25 protein-coding genes are annotated in these 19,628 nt (G+C 70.7%); 16 read left to right on the top strand and 9 right to left on the bottom strand.

Translation table 11 applies throughout. The features are described from left to right. Positions 1–24 precede the first annotated feature (24 nt). From AB0367_RS13195 to AB0367_RS13240, 10 genes are all read left to right on the top strand, one after another. The gene (locus AB0367_RS13195; RefSeq protein ID WP_366226506.1) at positions 25–519 is read left to right on the top strand and encodes a MaoC family dehydratase; all 495 of its coding nucleotides are present in this window, start codon (positions 25–27) and stop codon (positions 517–519) included. Positions 520–539: 20 nt separating this feature from the next. Then, entirely contained in the window at positions 540–1,304 is a 765-nt protein-coding gene (locus AB0367_RS13200) for a DUF695 domain-containing protein (protein WP_366226507.1), read from the top strand. A gap of 268 nt (positions 1,305–1,572) precedes the next feature. Continuing rightward, positions 1,573–2,073, top strand: coding sequence for a hypothetical protein (locus tag AB0367_RS13205; RefSeq protein WP_366226508.1), 501 nt, complete (start codon positions 1,573–1,575; stop codon positions 2,071–2,073). 191 nt (positions 2,074–2,264) lie between these two features. Then, positions 2,265–2,888 carry an RNA methyltransferase gene (locus AB0367_RS13210; protein WP_366226509.1) on the top strand — a complete coding sequence of 208 codons (624 nt, stop codon included), beginning with the start codon at positions 2,265–2,267 and terminating at the stop codon, positions 2,886–2,888. A gap of 19 nt (positions 2,889–2,907) precedes the next feature. After that, entirely contained in the window at positions 2,908–3,588 is a 681-nt protein-coding gene (locus AB0367_RS13215; protein WP_366226510.1) for a DUF6758 family protein, read from the top strand. Positions 3,589–3,720: 132 nt separating this feature from the next. Continuing rightward, a complete protein-coding gene (locus AB0367_RS13220; RefSeq protein ID WP_366226511.1) occupies positions 3,721–3,879 on the top strand; it encodes a hypothetical protein in 159 nt (52 codons plus the stop codon). A gap of 5 nt (positions 3,880–3,884) precedes the next feature. Beyond that, positions 3,885–4,778: a PH domain-containing protein gene (locus AB0367_RS13225; RefSeq protein ID WP_366226512.1), complete on the top strand. Its 894-nt coding sequence runs from the start codon at positions 3,885–3,887 to the stop codon at positions 4,776–4,778. A gap of 87 nt (positions 4,779–4,865) precedes the next feature. Continuing rightward, positions 4,866–5,561, top strand: coding sequence for a SigE family RNA polymerase sigma factor (locus tag AB0367_RS13230; protein WP_366226513.1), 696 nt, complete (start codon positions 4,866–4,868; stop codon positions 5,559–5,561). 17 nt (positions 5,562–5,578) lie between these two features. Beyond that, a complete protein-coding gene (locus tag AB0367_RS13235; protein ID WP_366226514.1) occupies positions 5,579–6,775 on the top strand; it encodes a hypothetical protein in 1,197 nt (398 codons plus the stop codon). A 20-nt stretch (positions 6,776–6,795) separates the two neighbouring features. Beyond that, positions 6,796–7,644: a PHP domain-containing protein gene (locus AB0367_RS13240; protein ID WP_366226515.1), complete on the top strand. Its 849-nt coding sequence runs from the start codon at positions 6,796–6,798 to the stop codon at positions 7,642–7,644. 116 nt (positions 7,645–7,760) lie between these two features. Here the strand turns inward: AB0367_RS13240 and AB0367_RS13245 are convergent, their stop codons facing one another. Then, the gene (locus AB0367_RS13245; RefSeq protein WP_366226516.1) at positions 7,761–9,017 is read right to left on the bottom strand and encodes a glycoside hydrolase family 18 protein; all 1,257 of its coding nucleotides are present in this window, start codon (positions 9,015–9,017) and stop codon (positions 7,761–7,763) included. Between the two features lie 114 nt (positions 9,018–9,131). Between AB0367_RS13245 and AB0367_RS13250 the strand changes: the two genes are divergently transcribed. Genes AB0367_RS13250 through AB0367_RS13260 form a run of 3 tightly spaced genes read left to right on the top strand, consistent with a single transcriptional unit; the run spans position 9,132 to position 10,934 of the window. Next, positions 9,132–9,749 carry a MarC family protein gene (locus AB0367_RS13250; protein WP_366226517.1) on the top strand — a complete coding sequence of 206 codons (618 nt, stop codon included), beginning with the start codon at positions 9,132–9,134 and terminating at the stop codon, positions 9,747–9,749. Positions 9,750–9,796: 47 nt separating this feature from the next. Then, complete coding sequence (locus AB0367_RS13255; RefSeq protein WP_366226518.1) at positions 9,797–10,621, top strand: PD-(D/E)XK nuclease family protein; 825 nt, start codon at positions 9,797–9,799, stop codon at positions 10,619–10,621. Between the two features lie 31 nt (positions 10,622–10,652). Further along, complete coding sequence (locus AB0367_RS13260) at positions 10,653–10,934, top strand: hypothetical protein (protein ID WP_366226819.1); 282 nt, start codon at positions 10,653–10,655, stop codon at positions 10,932–10,934. Here AB0367_RS13260 and AB0367_RS13265 read toward each other — a convergent pair. Next, a complete protein-coding gene (locus AB0367_RS13265) occupies positions 10,880–11,068 on the bottom strand; it encodes a DUF4190 domain-containing protein (protein ID WP_366226793.1) in 189 nt (62 codons plus the stop codon). The genes AB0367_RS13260 and AB0367_RS13265 overlap by 55 nt on opposite strands. Positions 11,069–11,200: 132 nt before the next feature. Between AB0367_RS13265 and AB0367_RS13270 the strand changes: the two genes are divergently transcribed. Further along, positions 11,201–12,406: an acyl-CoA dehydrogenase family protein gene (locus AB0367_RS13270; RefSeq protein ID WP_366226519.1), complete on the top strand. Its 1,206-nt coding sequence runs from the start codon at positions 11,201–11,203 to the stop codon at positions 12,404–12,406. On the opposite strand, the gene AB0367_RS13275 is transcribed toward AB0367_RS13270, so the two are convergent. The 5 genes from AB0367_RS13275 to AB0367_RS13295 form a co-directional block, all read right to left on the bottom strand. Continuing rightward, a complete protein-coding gene (locus AB0367_RS13275) occupies positions 12,403–12,807 on the bottom strand; it encodes a CoA-binding protein (protein ID WP_366226520.1) in 405 nt (134 codons plus the stop codon). The genes AB0367_RS13270 and AB0367_RS13275 overlap by 4 nt on opposite strands. A gap of 25 nt (positions 12,808–12,832) precedes the next feature. After that, the gene (locus tag AB0367_RS13280) at positions 12,833–13,561 is read right to left on the bottom strand and encodes a hypothetical protein (RefSeq protein ID WP_366226521.1); all 729 of its coding nucleotides are present in this window, start codon (positions 13,559–13,561) and stop codon (positions 12,833–12,835) included. Between the two features lie 43 nt (positions 13,562–13,604). Continuing rightward, positions 13,605–14,315 (bottom strand): hypothetical protein, encoded by a 711-nt coding sequence (locus AB0367_RS13285; protein ID WP_366226522.1) that lies wholly within the window; start codon positions 14,313–14,315, stop codon positions 13,605–13,607. Positions 14,316–14,388: 73 nt separating this feature from the next. Continuing rightward, entirely contained in the window at positions 14,389–15,300 is a 912-nt protein-coding gene (locus AB0367_RS13290) for an SDR family NAD(P)-dependent oxidoreductase (RefSeq protein WP_366226523.1), read from the bottom strand. A 53-nt stretch (positions 15,301–15,353) separates the two neighbouring features. After that, positions 15,354–16,307: a CoA ester lyase gene (locus tag AB0367_RS13295; protein WP_366226524.1), complete on the bottom strand. Its 954-nt coding sequence runs from the start codon at positions 16,305–16,307 to the stop codon at positions 15,354–15,356. Between the two features lie 54 nt (positions 16,308–16,361). Between AB0367_RS13295 and AB0367_RS13300 the strand changes: the two genes are divergently transcribed. Next, positions 16,362–17,207 (top strand): SDR family NAD(P)-dependent oxidoreductase, encoded by an 846-nt coding sequence (locus AB0367_RS13300; protein ID WP_366226525.1) that lies wholly within the window; start codon positions 16,362–16,364, stop codon positions 17,205–17,207. On the opposite strand, the gene AB0367_RS13305 is transcribed toward AB0367_RS13300, so the two are convergent. Further along, positions 17,185–17,679: a hypothetical protein gene (locus AB0367_RS13305; protein ID WP_366226526.1), complete on the bottom strand. Its 495-nt coding sequence runs from the start codon at positions 17,677–17,679 to the stop codon at positions 17,185–17,187. The two genes, AB0367_RS13300 and AB0367_RS13305, sit on opposite strands and share 23 nt — an antisense overlap. A 197-nt stretch (positions 17,680–17,876) precedes the next feature. Here AB0367_RS13305 and AB0367_RS13310 point away from each other — a divergent pair, with 197 nt between their 5' ends. After that, positions 17,877–18,815 (top strand): DMT family transporter, encoded by a 939-nt coding sequence (locus AB0367_RS13310; protein WP_366226527.1) that lies wholly within the window; start codon positions 17,877–17,879, stop codon positions 18,813–18,815. On the opposite strand, the gene AB0367_RS13315 is transcribed toward AB0367_RS13310, so the two are convergent. Further along, the gene (locus AB0367_RS13315) at positions 18,761–19,618 is read right to left on the bottom strand and encodes a PhzF family phenazine biosynthesis protein (RefSeq protein ID WP_366226528.1); all 858 of its coding nucleotides are present in this window, start codon (positions 19,616–19,618) and stop codon (positions 18,761–18,763) included. The two genes, AB0367_RS13310 and AB0367_RS13315, sit on opposite strands and share 55 nt — an antisense overlap. Positions 19,619–19,628: the final 10 nt, after the last annotated feature.

Genomic DNA, 19,628 nt, shown 5'->3' on the forward strand with positions numbered 1-19,628 from the left:
AGAGCTGTTCCAGAGGAGTGCGAGATGCAGTTCGGCCGATACTTCGAGGAGTTCGAAATCGGTGCCGTCTATCGGCACTGGCCGGGCAAGACGGTCACCGAGTCCGACGACCATCTGTTCTGCCTGCTGACCATGAACCACCACCCACTGCACCTCGACGCGCATTACGCCGAGACGTCGACGCATTTCAAGCGCAACGTGGTGGTCGGCAACTACATCTACTCGATCCTGCTGGGCATGTCGGTGCCCGACGTGTCCGGCAAGGCCATCGCCAACCTCGAGGTCGAATCGCTGCGGCACACCGCGCCGACCTTCCACGGCGACACCATTTACGGCGAGACGGTCGTGCTGGACAAGCGCGAGTCGGAGTCGAAGGAAGACCGCGGCGTGGTGACCGTGGAGACCAAGGGATACAAGCAGGACGGCACCCTCGTCTGTGTCTTCAAGCGGCGGGTGATGGTGCCCAAGAGGTCGCACGCGGGCCCGGAGGCGCCCAGCTTCCCGGAGCCCAAGTCGTAGGAGCGTCAAGGAGGACGGGCGTGGGTTTGCTCCGCAGGCTGCTGGGGCGGGAACAGGCGTGGGTCGAGCGCTGGGCGGTCTACCCAGGCGAGGTCGGCGGCCGGCTCGCGATGTACAACATCGATCTCGGTGCGGTCGAGGCCGCCCCGGTCGCCCGGTTCCCGCTGCGGTACGACGTCGAGTTCGCCTACACCGGCGACGGCGCGAGCGGCATGCCCGCGGCCGCGGAGCTGGCCTCCATCCACACCCTGGACGCGGCGGTACGCCAGGTGCTGCGCTCCGCCGGCGGTGCCCTCGTCGGCCGGGTGCTCTCCGACAACGCCGGGCGGGTCACCGGGTATCTGCCCACGAACACCAACCCGCCGCCGCTGCCCCCGATCGACGGCCTCGCCCCGACCGCGGAGGTGTCCAGCGACCCGGGCTGGACCCGGGTCCGCGAGGAGCTCACGCCCAACGCCTGGCAGCGCAACGTCCTGGACGACAACCAGGTGCTCCAGGAGCTCGAGGGGCACGGCGACCGGCGCGGCCTGCCGCGGGCGGTGGAATTCCTGGCCTACTTCCCCGACCCCGAGCGCGCCGAGGCCTCGGCGCAGGAGCTGCGCGAGGACGGGTTCGCGGTGACCGTCGAGCGCGGCGACGAGGGCGACTACGTGCTGCAGGCCATCCGCCGCGACACCGTCGAGCCGCCCACGCTGCACGAGGTCACCTGGAAGGTGCGCGGCATCGTCGAGGGCCACGACGGCATCTACGACGGCTGGGGCTGCATGGTCCAGACCGGCAGCTAGTGCCGTGACCACGACCGTTGACCGGGCTGGGTCGGGGCTTGCGATTCCTCGCCGCCGCAGGGTGCGGCCGAGCTCCCACCGGCGTTGGTGATCGGGCGGGCCGCGGCCAGCCCCGCTCGTCGACGAGGTGGACGGTGATGCCGCCCGTTCGACCTTGTCCCGCAACACCGCGATGGCCCGGCCGATCCGCCACTGGTGGTCTGGGTCAGTGCGGAAAGAGCCGTTATCGCCGGATTTTTCGGCATACGCTCGGTTATGGGAGGTTGTCATGTCGAGCCAGCCCGCATCCGGCCCGTCCGGCCGCCCGGCCATTCGGGTCGACCTGCCGCTGCGGCGGCAGGAGTGGGATCTGCTCGTCCGGCTGCCCCGTACCGTGCTCGTCGCGGCCTGCGCCGGCGACAAGCACGTGGACGCCGTTGCCGGGGTCGAGGCCATCGCCGCCGGTCAGCGGTCCCGTGCGCTGCTGGTGCGCGGGGTGGTCGCGGCCATCTTCGCCGAGCAGCTGACCGACAACGACATCGACGCCACGGCCGCCGAGCCGACCACGGTGCTCGTCGACTGCGGGCACGCCGTGCGGCTGCTGGCCGAGCGGCTCGGCCCGGACGTCGCGCTCGCCTACGGCGAGTGGCTGATGGACATCGCGGCGAGCGTCGGGCGGGCCGCCTGGGCGCCCGGGCGGATCCGGCTCGGCGGGGTGGAGATCCAGCTGGCGGAGCGGCGCTTCGTCAACGGGATCGCCCTGGAGCTGGCGCGCGCCCTGTACCGCTGAGCGGGGCCGGCGCGCCGACGAGCGCCGGCCGGGTGGGCTGGACGACCTTCTCACTCGGCCGGCCTCCAAGGCCGGAGCCTGGCTGGTCCGAGCCCGAGCTCCGCAGCTCCAGCCGGCATCCGCGACGGCGGAAGCGTCGTACCAGGAACGCTGTGCCGAGCGAACGGGCACATGCGGTACCGTCGCCGGAAATGGAACCCGAGACGGAGCTTGCGGTAGGGGTCGGGCCCTGGGAAGGTCCATGGCCCGCCGCGCCACACTACGACCCGGCGCTGCTCGCGGACGGCGACCGCCGCAATGTGGTGGACCAGTATCGCTACTGGCGCCTCGATGCGATCGTGGCCGACCTCGACACCCGCCGGCACCCCTTCCACGTCGCCGTCGAGAACTGGCAGCACGACCTGAACATCGGCACCGTGGTGCGCAACGCCAACGCGTTCTTGGCCGCCGAGGTGCACATTGTCGGGCGGCGACGGTGGAACCGGCGCGGAGCCATGGTTACCGACCGCTACCAACACGTGCGCCATCATCCCGACGTGACCGAGTTTCTGGAGTGGACCCGGCGGCACGACCTGCCGCTGATCGGCATCGACAACCTGCCCGGCGCGCGGCCGCTGGAGAGTGCCATGCTGCCGCGGCGGTGCGTGCTGCTCTTCGGCCAAGAGGGGCCTGGCCTCTCGGAACCCGCCCGTCTGGCGTGTGGCGCGGTGTACTCGATCGCGCAGTACGGCTCGACCCGGTCGATCAACGCCGGAGTGGCCAGCGGCATCGCCATGCATGCTTGGATCCGGCAGTACGGGGCCGTAAACCCCTGACCGGCCTTACCGTGGGTATATGGGCGTCGCAGTCAGCTGTCCCCGCTGTGGTGGTCCGGTGCGACCGCCGGACCTCATGCACTCCGATTGGCGATGCGATGTCGATGGGGCGGTACTGCCCCTGCACGTCGCGCAGCACATCGGGCCCGAGATCGTCGACGCGGTCCGGGCGAAACTGCTCGCCGCGGCGCAGCGGGCCGGGGACAGACGCCCGACCCCGCTGTGGAGCCCATGGCCGCTGCCGAGCGGCTGGATGGTGACCGGGGTGGGCTGGGTCGGCGACGAGCGCTCCGGGGTGCATGCCACCGCGCTGGCCTGCAGCGGGCCGGGGCCGGTCGAGCACGGGCCGGCCGACTGCCTGATCATCGCCGAGGAGCCCGGCGTCGGGCTCGGCAACCGCTTCGCCGGCCTTCCGGGCACCGACCCTGGGCCCTTCTTCGACGGCGACCTCGCCACCACCACCGCGCACGCGAAGGTCCGGGCCGCCGGCTGGCCCACCCCGCTGTGGATGGCGAAGTCCCCGGAGGATCGGTGCGCGTACATCGGCGAGGCCGCCGGCATGTGGATCTACATCGTCACGTGGCCCGCCGCGGCCGGGTATCTCCTGGAGGAGGAGCTCGAGCTGCACGATCTGTCCGATGACGTGCCAACCCACCTCGTCTACGGCGCGCCGTCGCCCTATCTTCACGGCAAAGCGTAGACAGCCGCGACTAGGATCGAGCTCCGAGTCGATGCTCGGCGCGCGGCGAATCTGCACCCTGAGCCGCGCAGCTGATACGCTGAGTTCGCCGGGGCGTTGGTGCGCAACGCCGCGGGGAGGGGATTGACGGCTATGGTCAAGAAGGTCCTCACCTGGGGAAGCATTGCCTTCCTCATCTTCTTCGTGGCGTATCGGCCACAGTCGGCTGCCGGGGTGTTCAAGTCCATCGGCGGGGGCATCATGGACATCGCCACCGGATTCGGCGACTTCTTCTCTAGCCTGGTTGCCTGACGTCGATGTCTGCCGGCGCCGAGCCTCCTGAGGACGACCCGAACGCCCGCCGCAACCAGGACCGGGACACGGAGCCGATTCCCCGTGCCCGCCCGGAGTCCCTCTCCGGCCAGCCGTTCACCGCGACCGGCGAGCCGGTCGGCTACTCCGCGCATGCCGACTACACCGCCGACGGCGACGACTTCGTCTCCGACTCCTATGCCGACCCGTTCACCGACGGCGCCAACTCGGGCGGCGGGGGCGGCCGGCAGTATTCCGGCGCACCACCCACGTTCTCACAGGACGAGTTCGCCGGGCTCCAGGGCGGCGGCGAAGCCCGCCCGCCGGCGCCGCCCGGCAGCCGCGTGGCGCCGCTGGAGGACGAGGCGAGCCAGCACGCGGCCCGCTATCTCTTCCCCACCGAGAAGTTTCGCGGCGAGTGGAAGCGGCACTGGATCCAGCTGGCCAAAGAGGGCATGATCGCGACCTTCGCGACGATCGCGATGGGCTACATCGCAGGCTGGCTGACCAAGCACAACCAGAGCCAGTTGCGCACCGTGGTGCTGGCCATCTGGGCGATCGTGGTCCTCTGGTGCGCGTGGCGCGTCGCCGACTGGTGGTATGACCGCTTCATCCTCACCAACAAACGGGTCATGGTCGTCTCGGGCATCTTCAGCCGCAAAGTCGCCATGATGCCCCTGCAACGCGTCACCGACATGAAATACGTGCAGTCATTGACTGGCCGCACGCTCGGATACGGTCATTTCGAGCTGGAGTCCGCAGGCCAGGATCAGGCATTGCGTAATATCCGCAACCTGCCCAACCCGAATGAGTTGTATCTGCGGATCGTCGAGGAGATGTACGAGCCGGAGGCCGTCGAGGCGCGCATCGGCCGGGCGGCCGAAGACGACGGAACCTGAGAGTTCGCTGAAAATGCGCTCCGGGTGGCAACCCGGGCACCCCCTTGTTGCGTCTTCGTACGTGGGCGAAGGGGGAAGGGGCGGCCGGTGCCGGATGACGCAGGGTTCCGCGAAGAAGATTTTCGTGAGTTCGTCGCGCTTCGCTCCAAGGCGCTGCTGCGCACCGCCTACCTGCTGGCCGGTGACTGGGCGACCGCCGAAGACCTGCTGCAGATCGCGCTGACCAAGACCTTCCTGGCGTGGAAGCGGCTCGGGCACATCGAGGCCGTCGAGCCGTACGCCCGCCGCGTGCTCGTCAACACCTCGACCAGTTGGTGGCGGCGCCGCTGGCACGGCGAGCGCCCCACCGAGGTGCTCCCCGAGGGCGCTGCCGCCGACCAGATCGAGGAGAGCCTCGAGCGCGACGCCATGTGGCGGCACGTGCGCGCCCTGCCGAACCGGCAGCGAGCCGTGCTCGTGCTGCGGTACTACGAGGACCAGTCCGAGGCCGACACCGCGCGTCTGCTCGGCGTGTCGGTCGGCACCGTGAAGAGCCAGACCTCCCGCGCCCTCGCCACGCTGCGCGAGCGGCTCAGCGCCGAGGGCGTCCGTCCCGTCACCCGATCCCAGCCCGCCCAATCGCCGACCGTCCCCGAACCGGCCAAGGTTCCGGCGAGCGTTCCGGCAACTATTGCGGCTCTCGAAGAGCCGGAACAACCTTTCGTCGAGGCTGAGACGCTTCTAGCTGCGGAGACCGTGGTGCTGCCCACGGAGACCGCCGTCGAAGAGCCGGTGGAAGTCTGACTGGGGACGTGACGATCATGCTGGAACACGAACTCCGCGAGACGCTCGCGGCCAAGGCGGGCAGTCTCCCGCCCGGGTCGCTCGCGTCGCTGACCGGGGCCGCCGACGCCGCCATCAGTGGCGCCGCGCGGGTCCGCCGGCGGCGGCGCGCCGTGGTGAGCGGCTTGTCCGGTTTCGTCGCCGTCGCGGTGGTCTCGGTCGCCGTCGCGCAGACGCTGACGGCGGGCACCCCGGGCGACCTCCCACAGGCGCAGGGGCCCGCCAGCCAGCCCCAAACCGAGCAGCACCCGTCGGTTGGGGCGTCCTGGAGCCTGCCGGCGCCGCCGTCCGGGATGCGCGAGGTGGAGGCGGTCAAGCCGAGCGCGCAGGCGGCCACCCGGGTGCGGCTGCAGCTGCCGGCCAGGAGCACGGTCACCGCGGCCTACCAGGCCAAGGACGGCTACCTGGTGGTCAACACCCAGCCCGACGGCGATAAGCAACTCGTCCTACAGGACAACAAGGACCAGCAGAAGGTCCTGGTCGAAGACGCGAGCAACATCACCGTGGCCAAGGACGGCAAGACGGTGGCGTGGGCGTCACAGGGTCTGATGAACGTCGGCTCCCGCAGCGGCGAGGACGGCAACAAGATGACCGCCAAGTACTCGGTCGACGTCCCGCCGGACACCGAGCCGGTCACGTTCGTCGGCACCAACCTGGTGATCAGCAACAACGACAAGGGCTTCGGCGTCTTGCGCACCGAGCGCGGGTACAACCAGACGTGGGACACCACCGTGGTCCGCGTGTTCGGCGGCACCACGGACAACAAGGGCGTCTACGCGGAGCTCCTCGCCAAGACCTCGGACACGCCGATGTGCCTGGCGCTGCTGGAGTTCGACCAGCCCTTCAAGACCAAGAACACGAGGTGCGGGCTGCCGATGGCGGCCAAGGAGGGTGGCGCGCGGATCTCCCCCGACGGGCGCTGGCTCGCCTACCCCGTCAAGGGCCTCAAGCAGGTGGCGATCCTCGACCTGACCACGGTCTTCCCGGACGGCAAGCCGAAGGTGTGGGACCTCTCGGTCACCTCGAATACCGTCTGGCTCAACGCGACGACGTTCGTGGTCGACAACGGCAAGAAGTTCCTCAAGCTCAACCCGGGCGCCAAGACGAGCGAGTACGACTCGCTGGACCAGGAGAGCGACGGGGCCGTGCTCATCGAGCCCCTTGCCGACCAGTAGCACCTCTATAGGCTGGGAGCGTGCGGATCGATCTTCACGCCCACTCCACCGCGAGCGACGGCACCTCGACGCCGGCGGAACTGATCGCCGAGGCGGCCGCGGCCGGGCTCGACGTCGTAGCGCTGACCGACCACGACACCACGGCGGGCTGGCCGGCCGCGATCGCCGCCCGCCCGCCCGGCCTGGCGCTCGTGCCGGGGGCGGAGCTGTCGTGCCGGTGGCACGGGGGCGCCTGGCCGATCTCGCTGCACCTGCTGGCGTACCTGTTCGATCCGAGCGATGCGGCGCTGGCCACGGAGCTGGCGCGGGTCCGCCTGTCGCGGGAGACCCGGGCTGAGCGCATGGTCGAGCTGATGTACGCCGACGGCATCGACGTCACCTGGGAAGAGGTGTTGCAGGACGCGGCCGGCGGCACCGTCGGCCGCCCGCATCTCGCCCAGGCGCTCATCCGGCGGGGCCTGGTCGGCACGGTCTCCGAGGCGTTCGAGCCGCAATGGCTGGGGCGCCGATACCGGGTGCCGAAGGACGACCTCGACGTCTTTCTCGCGCTACGCCTGGTCCTGGACGCCGGCGGGGTGCCGGTCTTCGCCCACCCGCGGGCCAGCGTCCGCGGCCCGATCGTCCCGGACGAGCTCATCGTCGAGATGGCCGGCGCCGGGCTGTTCGGGCTGGAGGCCGACCACACCGACCACAGCCCGGCGGAACGCGAGCACGTGCGGGCGCTGGCCGGCAGGCTCGGCCTGGTGACCACGGGCAGCAGCGACTACCACGGCACCAACAAGACGGTCCGGCTCGGCGCGCGGACCACGGCCCCGGAGGTGCTCGAACGCATCGCCGCGGCCGGCCGGGGAAGCCACGTGGTGGGGTGAGCGCCGAGGACGGCGCCGCCGGCGATCCGCGCCGCGGCATCGACCTGCTGGCGCGTCTTTGACGGGATCGTGCTCGTGGGCCGCCCCGGACAGTCGCCGGGGCGGCCCACACATCGTTAGCGCAGGGTCGTGTAGATCGTCTTGGTGAGCGTGCCGTTGGCGTCGTCCATGTCGAGCGACCAGACCATCGCGCCGCCGTAGCCGGACAGGCGGACGAACAGGCCCTTCTGGGCCACGACGACCGGGTCGTCGAAGGTCCAGAACGTGCTGCCATTGAACAGCCACGCGTGGCCCGTCAGCACGTCGCGATACACCTTGTAGCCCTGCTGCGGCAGCGCCGCGAGGATCTTGTAGTCCTCGGTGCCGGCCGCCCACGTGGCCGGCGCCGGGCCGGTCGCCGACTGGAACAGGCCGTGGTTGGCGTTGGTCACGCCGGTCCAGCCCTGTCCGTAGTACGGCACGCCCAGCACGAGCTGCTTCTTCGGCGCGCCACGGTCGGTCCACGCCTTGAGCGAGGTGGCCCCGCTGAAGTCCGGCGTGGTCGGGGCGCCCCGCGGCACGAACAGCGCGGACTGCTGGTTGGTCTTGGGCTCCCAGGTGCCGTGGAAGTCGTAGCCCTGGACGTTGCCGAAGTCGAGGTACTTGAAGATCTTGTTCGCCTCGAAGCCGGCATCGATCTTGGCGGGCGCGGCCGGCAGGAACGCCGTCAGCGTCGCGTTCTTGCCCAGCTGCTTGCGGAACTCGGCGACGAGCAGCGTGAAGTTCTGCTTGTCCTCGGGGCGGATCACGTTGCCCGGGTTGGCCTCCGAGCCCGGCCACTCCCAGTCGAAGTCGTAGCCGTCGAAGACGCCGGTCGACCCGAACGTGTCGATGCAGGACTTGACCAGCGCCTTGCGCGACGCGTCGGTCAGCGCGGCGTTGGAGAAGTTCGCCGACAGGGTCCAGCCGCCGAGCGACAGCAGGACCTTGAGGCCGGGGTGCTTCAGCTTGAGCTTGCGGAACTGGTTGAAGTTGCCGCTGAGGGCCTGACCCGGCTCGTCGGCGACGCCGTCGACACTCTCCTCCGCGGAGACCGGGCGCTGGTAGTCCGCCCAGGGGTCGGAGGAGACGCACTTGCCGGAGGCGTCGACGTCAGCGAAGGCGTAGTTGATGTGGGTCAGCCGAGCGGCCTGCCCGCTCGTCTCGAGGTTCTTGACGTAGTACTGCCGGCCGTAGATGCCCCACTGAAGGAAATACCCGACGCGCTTGAATTGGTCCTGGTGCGCGGCGCCGTGGGCGCCCGCCGCCGTCCCGGGCACAAGGGCCAGCGACGTCGCCGCCAGCGTGGCCACGAGCCCCGCGGACAGGCTCTTCAAGACTCTGCGTTTGCCCATAAACCCTCCATCTGTAAGGAAAGTTTGCTGTTATTGAGGCAAAGTAGGTGCGCCGCTCGATGGCGTCAAGACCCTGGTTTCCGCTCGATACGGGGCGGCCACGACAATCCGGTCGTGAATTTGAAGCTGCTCGGGGAAGTCTTCGTGACGCTCCTGGTCATTTTGGACCCGCCCGGGGCGGTGCCGATCTTCCTGGCGCTCACCGGCCAGATGGAGCGCCGCGACCGCCACCGGGCGGCACTGCAGGCGGTTGCGCTGGCGTTCGGCGTGATCGTGGTGTTTGCGGTGCTGGGCCGGCAGATCCTGGGCTATCTGCACATCGAACTGCCGGCGCTGCAGGGTGCGGGCGGCCTGCTGCTGCTGTTGGTCGCCCTCGAACTGCTGACTGGCAAGACCGACGATCCGCGCAACCAGGTGACCTCCAACGTCGCACTGGTGCCGCTCGGCACGCCTCTGCTGGCCGGGCCGGGCGCGATCGTGGCAACCATGCTGTTCGTGCGGCGCGCCGACGACTTCTCCGGATACCTGGCGATCGCGGTGGGCATCGTCGCCGTCATGATCATCGTGTACCTCGTGCTGCGCTTCTCCGGCCTGCTGGTGCGCATCCTGCGGCCGAGCGGCATCGAGGTGCTCACCCGGATCGCCGGCCTGCTGGTCGCGGCTATCGCGGTGCAGTTGCTCGCCGACGCGATCGGCGCCTTCGTGACGTCATACCTGCACTCGCCCCATTAGCATCGACGCTTTTCTTCCTGTCATACCTGGGTGGCAGGATGCTGGGCGTGGAGCAGTTGGGTCTATTCGCGGCGCCTCGAAGGCTGTTCACCTGCACGCCCAGCAAGCTCGGCAGCTACGAGGACTGTCCGCGCCGCTATCGGTATTCCTACGTCGACCGCCCGGCACCGCAGAAGGGCCCGCCCTGGGCGCACAACTCGCAGGGCGCGTCGGTGCACACGGCACTGAAGAACTGGTATGCCCTGCCCCCCGAGCGCCGCACCCGAGACGCGCTGCCCACCCTGCTCAAGGCGACCTGGGTCCGCGAGGGCTATCGCGACGACGCACAGGAGCGGGAGGTCTACCGGCGGGCCCTCGACTGGCTGGAGTCCTATGTGGAGGATCTCGACCCGGCCGACGAGCCGGTGGGCGTGGAGCGCACGGTGGCGGCCCGCACCGAGACGCTGGCGCTGTCGGGACGGGTGGACCGCATCGACCAGCGCGGCGACGAGCTGGTGATCGTGGACTACAAGACGGGGCGGAGCGCGGTGACGCCTGACGACGCCCGGGGGTCGCGGGCGCTGGCGCTCTATGCGATCGCCAGCGCGCGGGTGTTCCGGCGGGAGTGCCATCGGGTGGAGCTGCACCATCTGCCCAGCGGGACGGTGGCAGCGCACGAGCACACGGCCGAGTCGCTGGCGCGGCACCTGCGGCGGGCCGAGGAGACGGCGGCGGACATCCTGGCCGCGGAGTCCGCGGTGGCCTCCGGGGACGCGACTGCGGATGACGCGTTTCCGGCCCTTGCCGGGCCGCGCTGCTCGTGGTGTGACTATCGGAAGGTGTGCCCGGCCGGAGCCTCTGCGGTCACCAAGGAGCCCTGGGCGGCCGTCTGAGAAAACCGAGCGTTCGTCGATGGAGGTCCGCGTGCGTTATGGGATCGATGTCTGCACACTTGGGGAGTTCGCCGAGCCCGGGCGGGTTGTCGAGGTTGCGCGCGCGGCCGAGGCGGCTGGGTGGGAGGCGTTGTTCGTCTGGGACCATCTCGCGTTCGCCTGGGGTGTTCCCTCCGCCGATCCCTGGGTGGTGCTCGCGGCCGCCGCGCGGGACCTACGACGAACTCCTCGCGCGGGTCTCGGCCGGGCCGCCGCCCGTCAGAAGGCGGCCATGACGATCGGCACACCGCAGACGATCAGCAGCTCCGTGTAGCCGATGATCATCGCCGCCAGAGCCAGGCCGACACCCGGGCGGTGCTCTCGGCGGCACTGTGACCACGCGATGTGACCCATGAGGATGCCGAATGGGGGTAACAACACAGCGCAGGCCAACGCTGCCACCGACATGCCGTTCACGCGCACCTGAGAACCATTTCACAGGGTGATGTGGCCTGGTCACGTTGGCCTGAGGGCGGAAAACTCCGATACTTCGGGAATACCCGCCGGTAACCTGGCTGACCAACGGAGGTCTTCCCGACCATGGCTCGTCTCGCTCGGACACCCGGGCTTACCGATGTACAGCAGTCGATGCTCGAGACCGTCCGTGAGTTCGTCGACAAGGAGATCATTCCGCACGCACAGCGGCTCGAGCACGATGACGTCTACCCGGCCGACATCGTGGCGGGCATGCGGGAGATGGGGCTGTTCGGGCTCACGATCGCCGAGGAGTTCGGCGGGCTCGGCGAGTCCCTGCTGACCTACGCGCTGGTCGTCGAGGAGCTCTCGCGCGGCTGGATGTCCGTGTCCGGCATCGTCAACACGCACTTCATCGTGGCATACCTCGTCTCCCAGCACGGCTCGGAGGAGCAGAAGCGGCGGCTGCTGCCCCGGATGGCGACCGGCGAGGTGCGCGGCGCCTTCTCGATGTCCGAGCCCGGCACCGGCTCCGACGTCGCCGCGATCCGCACCAAGGCCGTCCCGGACGGCGACGACTGGGTGATCGACGGGCAGAAGATGTGGCTGACCAACGGCGCGTATTCCGCCGTGGTGGCCACCCTGGTCAAGACCGACCTCGGCGCCGAGTCGGTGTACGGCAACATGACGACGTTCCTGCTTGAGAAGGAGCCCGGGTTCGGGCTCAACGAGCAGCTCCCGGGGCTGAACATCCCCGGGAAGATCGAGAAGATGGGGTACAAGGGCGTCGAGACCACCGAGATGGTGCTCGACGGGGTTCGGGTGCCCGGCTCGGCCGTGCTGGGCGGTGCCGAGAACGTGGGGCGCGGCTTCTACCAGATGATGGACGGCATCGAGGTCGGGCGGGTCAACGTCGCCGCGCGGGCCTGCGGGATCTCGATCCGCGCGTTCGAGCTGGCCATCGCATACGCCCAGCAGCGCCAGACCTTCGGCGCGCCGCTGGTCAAGCACCAGGCGATCGCCTTCAAGCTGGCCGAGATGGCCACGAAGATCGAGGCGGCGCACGGGCTGATGGTCAGCGCCGCGCGGCTCAAGGACGCCGGGCAGCGCAACGACGTCGAGGCCGGCATGGCGAAGCTGCTGGCCAGTGAGTACTGCGCCGAGGTCGTCCAGGAGGCGTTCCGCATCCACGGCGGCTACGGCTACTCGAAGGAGTACGAGATCGAGCGGCTGATGCGCGAGGCGCCGTTCCTGCTGATCGGCGAGGGCACCTCGGAGATCCAGAAGACCATCATCAGCCGGGGTCTGCTGCGGGAATACGGGATCCGCTAGACCAGCGTGATCGCATGCACGGCACGGATGACCGCGATGCAGCTGTTCTCCACGTAGTCCACGCCCGCGGCCTCGGCCAGCACGCGTCCCTCCGGCGAGTGGACGCCCTCCTGCAGCCAGACCGCCGGCGCCCCGATGGCAAGCGCATCCTTGACCACCTGGGTGGCGTCCTCGGACGGGCGGAACACGTTGACCAGGTCGACCGCGAACGGAATGTCGGCGAGCGTCCGGTAGCAGCGCTCGTCGAAGATCTCGTCGGCGAACGGGTTCACGGGCACGATGCGCCATCCGTGCCGCCGCATCTGCCGCGGTACGCCATGTGCCACCTTCATGGGGTCCCGGGAGGCGCCCACGACGGCGATGGTCCGGGCCTCGCGCAGGATCTGTTCAGCGGTGCGCATGCGTCGACGTTAGCGCGCGGCGATGTCAGCCGTTCGCGACGCGCGACGCTCCCATGACGATGGGGCGCGGGCCACCGCGCAGGCCGGCCGCGAGACGGGCGCTCAGCAACAGCCCGTGCACGCGCCGGGCCTCCTCGGCCTGGCCGATCGCGGTGCGGTGCTCCGGGCACGACTGGTAGTACCCGATCAGATCCATGAGGAAGAGCAGGCTCGCGTCGACGTCGGCCGGGCGCAGCGTCACCGACCGGCGACGGCCCGCGACCAGCACGTCGAGCCGCGTGTTCTCCCGGTCGCCGTTGAGCTCCACGCCGCCGATCCGCTCCCAGGCGTACCGCGTGCCGCGCACCTCGATCCCGGTGGCGCTCAGCCGCAGCACGGGCGTGTGCCGGACCAGCCGCGTGACCAACCGCACGCCGATGCCGAGCGACATCGCCACGACGAACGCGAGGGCGCCCATCGCAACCCGGTTGGGTGCGGCGAACCGCATCATGAGTGCCAGCAGCGCCGCGGCGGCGAAGGCCTGCCCGGCGCGCGCGGAGGCGATCCGGGGCGACGGGTGGAACTCCCAGCCGGGCCGGGCCAGCTGCTCCTCGCGCCGGCGCGGCTCGATGAGCAGCAGGTTGACGGCGGAGCTGGCAAGCCCGGCGAGCACGACCAGGCCGATCAAGACGTCCTCACCGGGGTCGAGCGCCAGCACGAGCGCGCCGACGCCGAGGACGATCAGCGACGGTACGACGACCCAGGGCCAGCGCATGTGTCGATGCTACGCAGGACGCGCGACCCGTCGCGTCAGGCGATCAGCCGGACTGGCGGGCGAGGGCGCCGCGCAGCCGGTCGAGTTCCTCGATCGTGCCGATCGCGGGCCGGTGCTCCGGGTGGTCGAGGTACGAGTGGATCGAGCGGAACAGGAACCACAGCGACACGTCCAGCGCGACCACCTGGCCAGGCTGGAAACGCTTGATCGGCCGCCCGCGCACCAGCTCCGGATGGATGAGCGTCCACTGGGGACTCTCCGGCCCGGCCGTGAGCGCGGCCCACGGCACGAACGAGCGCCCGCCGTCGATCGCGATCCCGGCCGGGGTGATCACCAGCGGCCCGCTGCGGATCATGCGGAACAGCAGCAGGACCATGGCGGAGGCGTTGAGCACCAGGATCGCCCAGGCCAGCGTCGGCACGATCCGGCCCGGCACCCGCAGGCCGTTGAGCGCCATCAGCAGCAGCGCGGCGCTGAGCAGCCCGTTGAAGAGGCATTGCCGGCGAAACGCGGGCGGGATCGCGAAGGCCGCCTGCCCGTCGAAGACGACCAGCCGAAACGTCGAGGGCCCGCGCGTCGACCGGGTGAGCTGGACGAGGCCGACGACGATGCCCAGGGTGGTCAGCGGCTGCAGGACCAGCAGCAGCGGGAGGAACGCCTCGGGCTCGTCGACGAGCAGCACGGAGCCGACGGCCGACCCGACAACGACCGGCGGCCCGAGTAGCACCGCATAGTCACCGGTACGCGCCCCCATGCCGCCGAGCCTAGTCAGCCAACCTGATGATTGGCTGACTGTGCCGCCGCGGCCACTGTCGATTACCTCGGCGCTAACGGTACTGGGCCTCCCGAACGCTGTTGCCGCCGTCGACGACAAGCATCTGGCCGGTGATGTACGAGGCGCCGGGCGAGCACAGGAACGCGATGGTGGCGGCGACCTCCTCCGGCGTGCCGGGACGCCCCATCGGCGTGCCGAAGCCCTGCTTGAGTTCGACGAGCGTCGACGCGCCGGTGTGGATGATGCCGGGCGCGACCGCGTTGACCGTGATCCCGTCGGCGACAAGCTCCATCGCCAGCGCCCGGGTGAGCCCGACCACGCCGGCCTTCGCCGCCGCGTAGCCGGCCTCGGCGGGCAACGCGTTGACCGGGCCGGCGGTGGCGGCGAGGTTGACGATCCGGCCCCAGCCGTGCTCGGCCATGCCGCCCACGAAGGCCCGGCTGACCAGGAACGCCGTGGTGAGGTTGCGGTCGATCTCGCCGCGCCACTCGTCGTAGGTCAGCTGTGCCACCGGGCGCAGCACCTCGGGGCTCGCCTTGCTGGCCAGGCCGGCGTTGTTGACCAGGATGTCCACCGTGCCGAGCTGGTCGTTGATCGCGTCGGCCAGGGCGCCGACCTCGGCCTCGACGGTGAGGTCGGCGACGAACCCGATGACGCCGAGCTCGCTGGCCCGGTCGTGGATGCGCCGGGTGGTCGAGACGATCGCGACCGCGGCACCCATCTGCTTGAGCCGGCGGGCGGTCGCGTAGCCGATGCCGTCGGGGCTGCCCGCGCCGGTGACCAGGGCGAGCCGCCCGTCGAGCCGGTCGACGGCGGTCGGGGCCTCCTCGCCGGCGGGGTCGCCGGCGAGTTCGGGACCACTGGACGGTACGGCCCGTAGGGTGCGCCGCGCGGAGGACGGCCGGCTCGCATCGCGCCGGCCGCTCTTGCCCGCGGGGCCGCTGGAACGTAGGTCGGGTGCCATAGGGCAAATCCTGCCTTCCGGATCCACCGGCGGGCAACGCGACGCGCTTTTTCTCAGTTCGGCGGGGTGAACGCGGTGGTGCGTTTCATCCCTGCGGCCCGGCCCTTCGCCGAGATGACCAGCGCCATCTTGCGGGACGCCTCGTCGATCATCTCATCGCCCAGCATGACCGCGCCGAGCTTGCCGCCCGCCTCGGAGGTGTAGTAGTCGTACGCGTCGAGGATGAGCTCGGCGTGGTCGTAGTCCTCCTGCGCGGGCGAGTACACCTCGTTGGCCGCGTCGATCTGGCCCGGGTGCAGCACCCACTTGCCGTCGAAGCCGAGCGCGGCGCTGCGCCCGGCGACCTCGCGGAACGCGTCGACGTCGCGGATCTGCAGAAACGGTCCGTCGATCGCCTGCAGGTCGTGCATGCGGGCGGCCATGAGGATGCGCATGAGGATGTAGTGGTAAGGGTCGCCCGGGTAGTTGGGGATCAGCGCGCCGACGACCAGCGACTTCATGTTGATGGAGGCCATGAAGTCGGCCGGGCCGAAGATGATCGTCTCGATCCGCTTGCTCGCGGCGGCGATCGCGTCGACGTTGACGAGGCCGGCCGCGTTCTCGATCTGCGCCTCGATGCCGATCTTCCCGACCGGCAGGCCGATCGTCTTCTCGATCTGGGTCAGCGTCAGGTCGAGCCACTCGACCTGACCGGCGCTCTGCACCTTGGGCAGCATGATGCAGTCGAGGTTGTCACCGGCACCCTCGACGACCTCGATGACGTCGCGGTATGTCCACGGCGTGGTCAGGTCGTTGACCCGCACGACGCGGGTCTTGCCGGCCCAGTCGCCGTCGTTGAGCGCGGCCACGATGTTCTTGCGGGCCTCGGGCTTGGCCAGCGGCGCGACGGCGTCCTCCAGGTCGAGAAAGACCTGGTCGGTAGGCAGGCCCTGGGCCTTGCCGAGCATCTTCACGCTCGACCCGGGAACGGCGAGGCACGAGCGGCGCGGTCGTCCGAGGGCGGCCATGGCGGGGCTCCTTAGCGAAGGTTCAGGTCGGCTACCTCACGGTAACCTCGTTGCGTGAGTACGCAGAATGCCCCTGTGGGAGATCTCACCGGCCGCACGGTGGTGATCACCGGGGCGAGTTCCGGCATCGGCCTCGCCGCCGCCATCGACATGACCCGCCGCGGTGCCAACACGGTCCTCGTGGGCCGCAACCCGGCCCGGCTGGAGGCCGCCGCGGCGGCCGTGCGCGAGGCGGCGGGCGGGCGCACCATCCCGGCGCACCGCAGCGACTTCGCGAAGCTCGACGACGTGCACGTGCTGGCCGATCAGCTGCGCCAGCGGTACGAGCGCATCGACGTGCTGGCCAACAACGCCGGCGGGTTGGTGCGTGGCCACGCCGTGACGACCGACGGGTTCGAGGCGACCCTGCAGACCAACCACCTGGCCGCGTTCCTGCTCAGCAACCTCCTGCGCGAGCAGCTGCGGGGCGGCCGCGTCATCAACACCGCCTCCGGCGCGCACGCGATTGGCGCGCTCGACCCCGGCGACCTGCGCGGCGCCCGCCGGCGCGGGATTTGGCGGCAATACGGCTCGGCCAAGCAGGCCAACATCATGTTCGCGGCGGAGGCGGCGCGCCGCTGGCCGGACATCATGTCGGCGTCGTACCATCCGGGGTTCGTCCGCAGCCGCTTCGGCTCGACGATCGGCATCAATCTGATGACCCGGATCGCGCCGTTCGCGCGCACCCCGGAGCGCGGCGCCGACACGCTGGTCTGGCTGGCGGCGACGCCAGCGGTGCAGCTCACCTCGGGCGGGTACTACATCGACCGCAAGCTCGCGCGGCCCACGAAGGAGACCGCGGATCCAGGCCGGGCCGCCCGGCTGTGGGACGAGAGCCTCAGCGCCGTGGGTCTCGCGTAGCGCCACGGACCTTGTGCAGCCGGAACGGGCGGCGCGGGATGCGCGTCGCCCGGGTCGGCCGGGGCGGCGCGGCCTGGGCGTCGTCGGGCAGTTCTGCGCCGCCGCCGGCCGGGGTCAGCCGGCTCACCACGCACCGCTCGGCCCACGCCCGGGCCAGGTCCTCGGCCCCGCCGACGCCGTTGAGCCGCTTGCCGGCCAGCTGCGGCACGAGTTCGGCCCACGCCTCGTCCACCGGGGCGATCCGGCTCACGTCAACAGGGAAGGTGACGATCCGCCCGCCGTGGTCGCCGCGCAGGCTCACCTCGGCGGCGGCCGCCTCGGCCAGCCCGGGGACGGCCTGCTCGCCCTCGCCGCTGACGACCAGCAGTGCGCCGCCGAGCCACGCGCACCACACCAGAGTCGCCGGGCGTCCGCCGACGGCGACCCAGGCGACGGCGGCCTTCTTCGCCGCCTCCTCGACCAGCGCGTCCATACCACCATCCAATCACGGCGGCAGGACCGCGCGGGGCGCGTGGTCGTGAACTCGGTCGAGCCGTACCTGAGCCCGAACCGGGCGGCGCCGGCGTAGCAGCAGCGACGGGGATCGATCACCGTTCGGACCTCCATATCCCCCGAACGATCCACCTGGCAGCGAAAAGGCTCCGTGTCGGATCAACGACAATTCCCACCATGCGTAAGGTCGGGCTCTCCACCATCGCCGCGCTGTCGATCGCGATCGTCGCGGTCTCCGCTTCAGCGCCGCTCATCGCGTTCGCCGCCGCGCCGGCCCTCGCGATCGCCTTCTGGCGCAACGCGATCGGGGCCGCCGTGCTGGCCCCGGCCGCGCTCACGCGGCGCCGCGTGCAGCTGCGCGACCTGCTGCGGCCCGGCGCCGGGCGGCGGACGCTGACGGTCACGGTGCTGTCCGGGGTGTGCCTGGCGGTGCACTTCGGCACCTGGGTGCCCAGCGCGAAGCTGACCAGCGTGGCGATGTCGGTGGCGCTGGTCAGCACCGCGCCGGTCTGGACCGCGCTGGTCGCGGCGGCCCGCGGGATCCGGGTCCCGGCCGGCGCCTGGACCGGGATCGGGATCGCGGTCGCCGGCGTGGCGCTGGCCACCGGCGCCGACCCGGACCTGTCCAGCCGCGCGCTGCTCGGCGACGCGCTGGCGCTGACCGGCGGGATCGCCTCGGCCGCATACACGCTGCTCGGCGAGCGCGCCCGGGCCAGCCTCGCGACGACCGTGTACGCCTCGCTCTGTTACTCGGTCTGCGCGGCCCTGCTGCTGGCCGCGTGCCTCGTGGCGGGCGCGGAGCTGTGGGGATACGACGGCCGGACCGTCCTGGCGATCGCGGCCATGACGCTCGGGCCCCAGTTGCTCGGCCACACGCTGATCAACTACGCGCTGCACCGGGTCAGCGCCACGACGATCGCCGTGCTCCTCCTGCTGGAGGTGCCGGTCGCGCTCGTCATCGCCTGGCTGCTGCTGGGGCAGCTGCCGGCGGCGCGCACGCTGCCCGGCATCGCCGTGCTGCTCGCCGGCGTGGCGGTGGTCATGCTCGCCGGACGGCGGCGTCAGCCCACGAACGGCGGCACGATCATCTCGCCGGAGGCGATCGGCACGACGTGACCGCCCACGGACGCGGAGACGGCCTTCCCGCCACTCGCGGTCACCGTGCAGTGCAGGGCCGAGGGGCGGTGCATCTCCAGACCCTGAGCGATGTCGTACCGCGAGAGGCCGTCACCCGGCAGCAGAGCGCTGGTCACCAGCCAGACGCCGAGCCCCATCGCCGCCGATCCCGTCGCCGGGTCCTCGGCCACGCCCACCTCGGGCACGAGCACGCGCACGTGCGCGCGGTTCTGCCCGGCATCCCAGTGAAAGACGCTGAGGTTGTCGACGAGCCGCTGCGGGCGCACCCGCCCGACCGCCTCGTCCGTCACCGAAAGGAACGCGAACTCCAGCCCGCAGCCGGCGAGCCGCGGCGCCGGACCCACGAAGTCCGCCTCGGTCAGCCCGATCGACTCCAGCAGCGGCAGCGGGTCGAGCGCCGGGCCGACGGTCGGCACGCCCCCGGTCACCGTCGCCGTGCCGTGCACCTCGTCGATGTGGATCGGCAGCAGCCCCGCCCCGCACTCCTGCACAACGTCGGGGCCCTTGATCGCCCCGTTGCGCAGCAGCGTCACCGCGCAGCCGACGCTCGGGTGCCCGGCGAAGGGCAGTTCGGCGCCCGGGGTGAAGATCCGCACACGGTACGTCGCCTCCGCGCTCGTCGGCGGCAGCACGAAGATCGTCTCGCTGAGGTTGAACTCGCGCGCGATCGCCTGCATCTGCTCCGCGGCTAGGGTCTCGGCGTCGTAGACGATCGCCAGGGGGTTGCCGGTGAAGGGCCGGTCGGTGAAGACGTCAACGACGGAGTACCGCACCATGCTCATATCGGCAGCC

The sequence above is a fragment of the Dactylosporangium sp. NPDC051484 genome (genome assembly GCF_040689395.1).
Taxonomy (GTDB): domain Bacteria; phylum Actinomycetota; class Actinomycetes; order Mycobacteriales; family Micromonosporaceae; genus Dactylosporangium.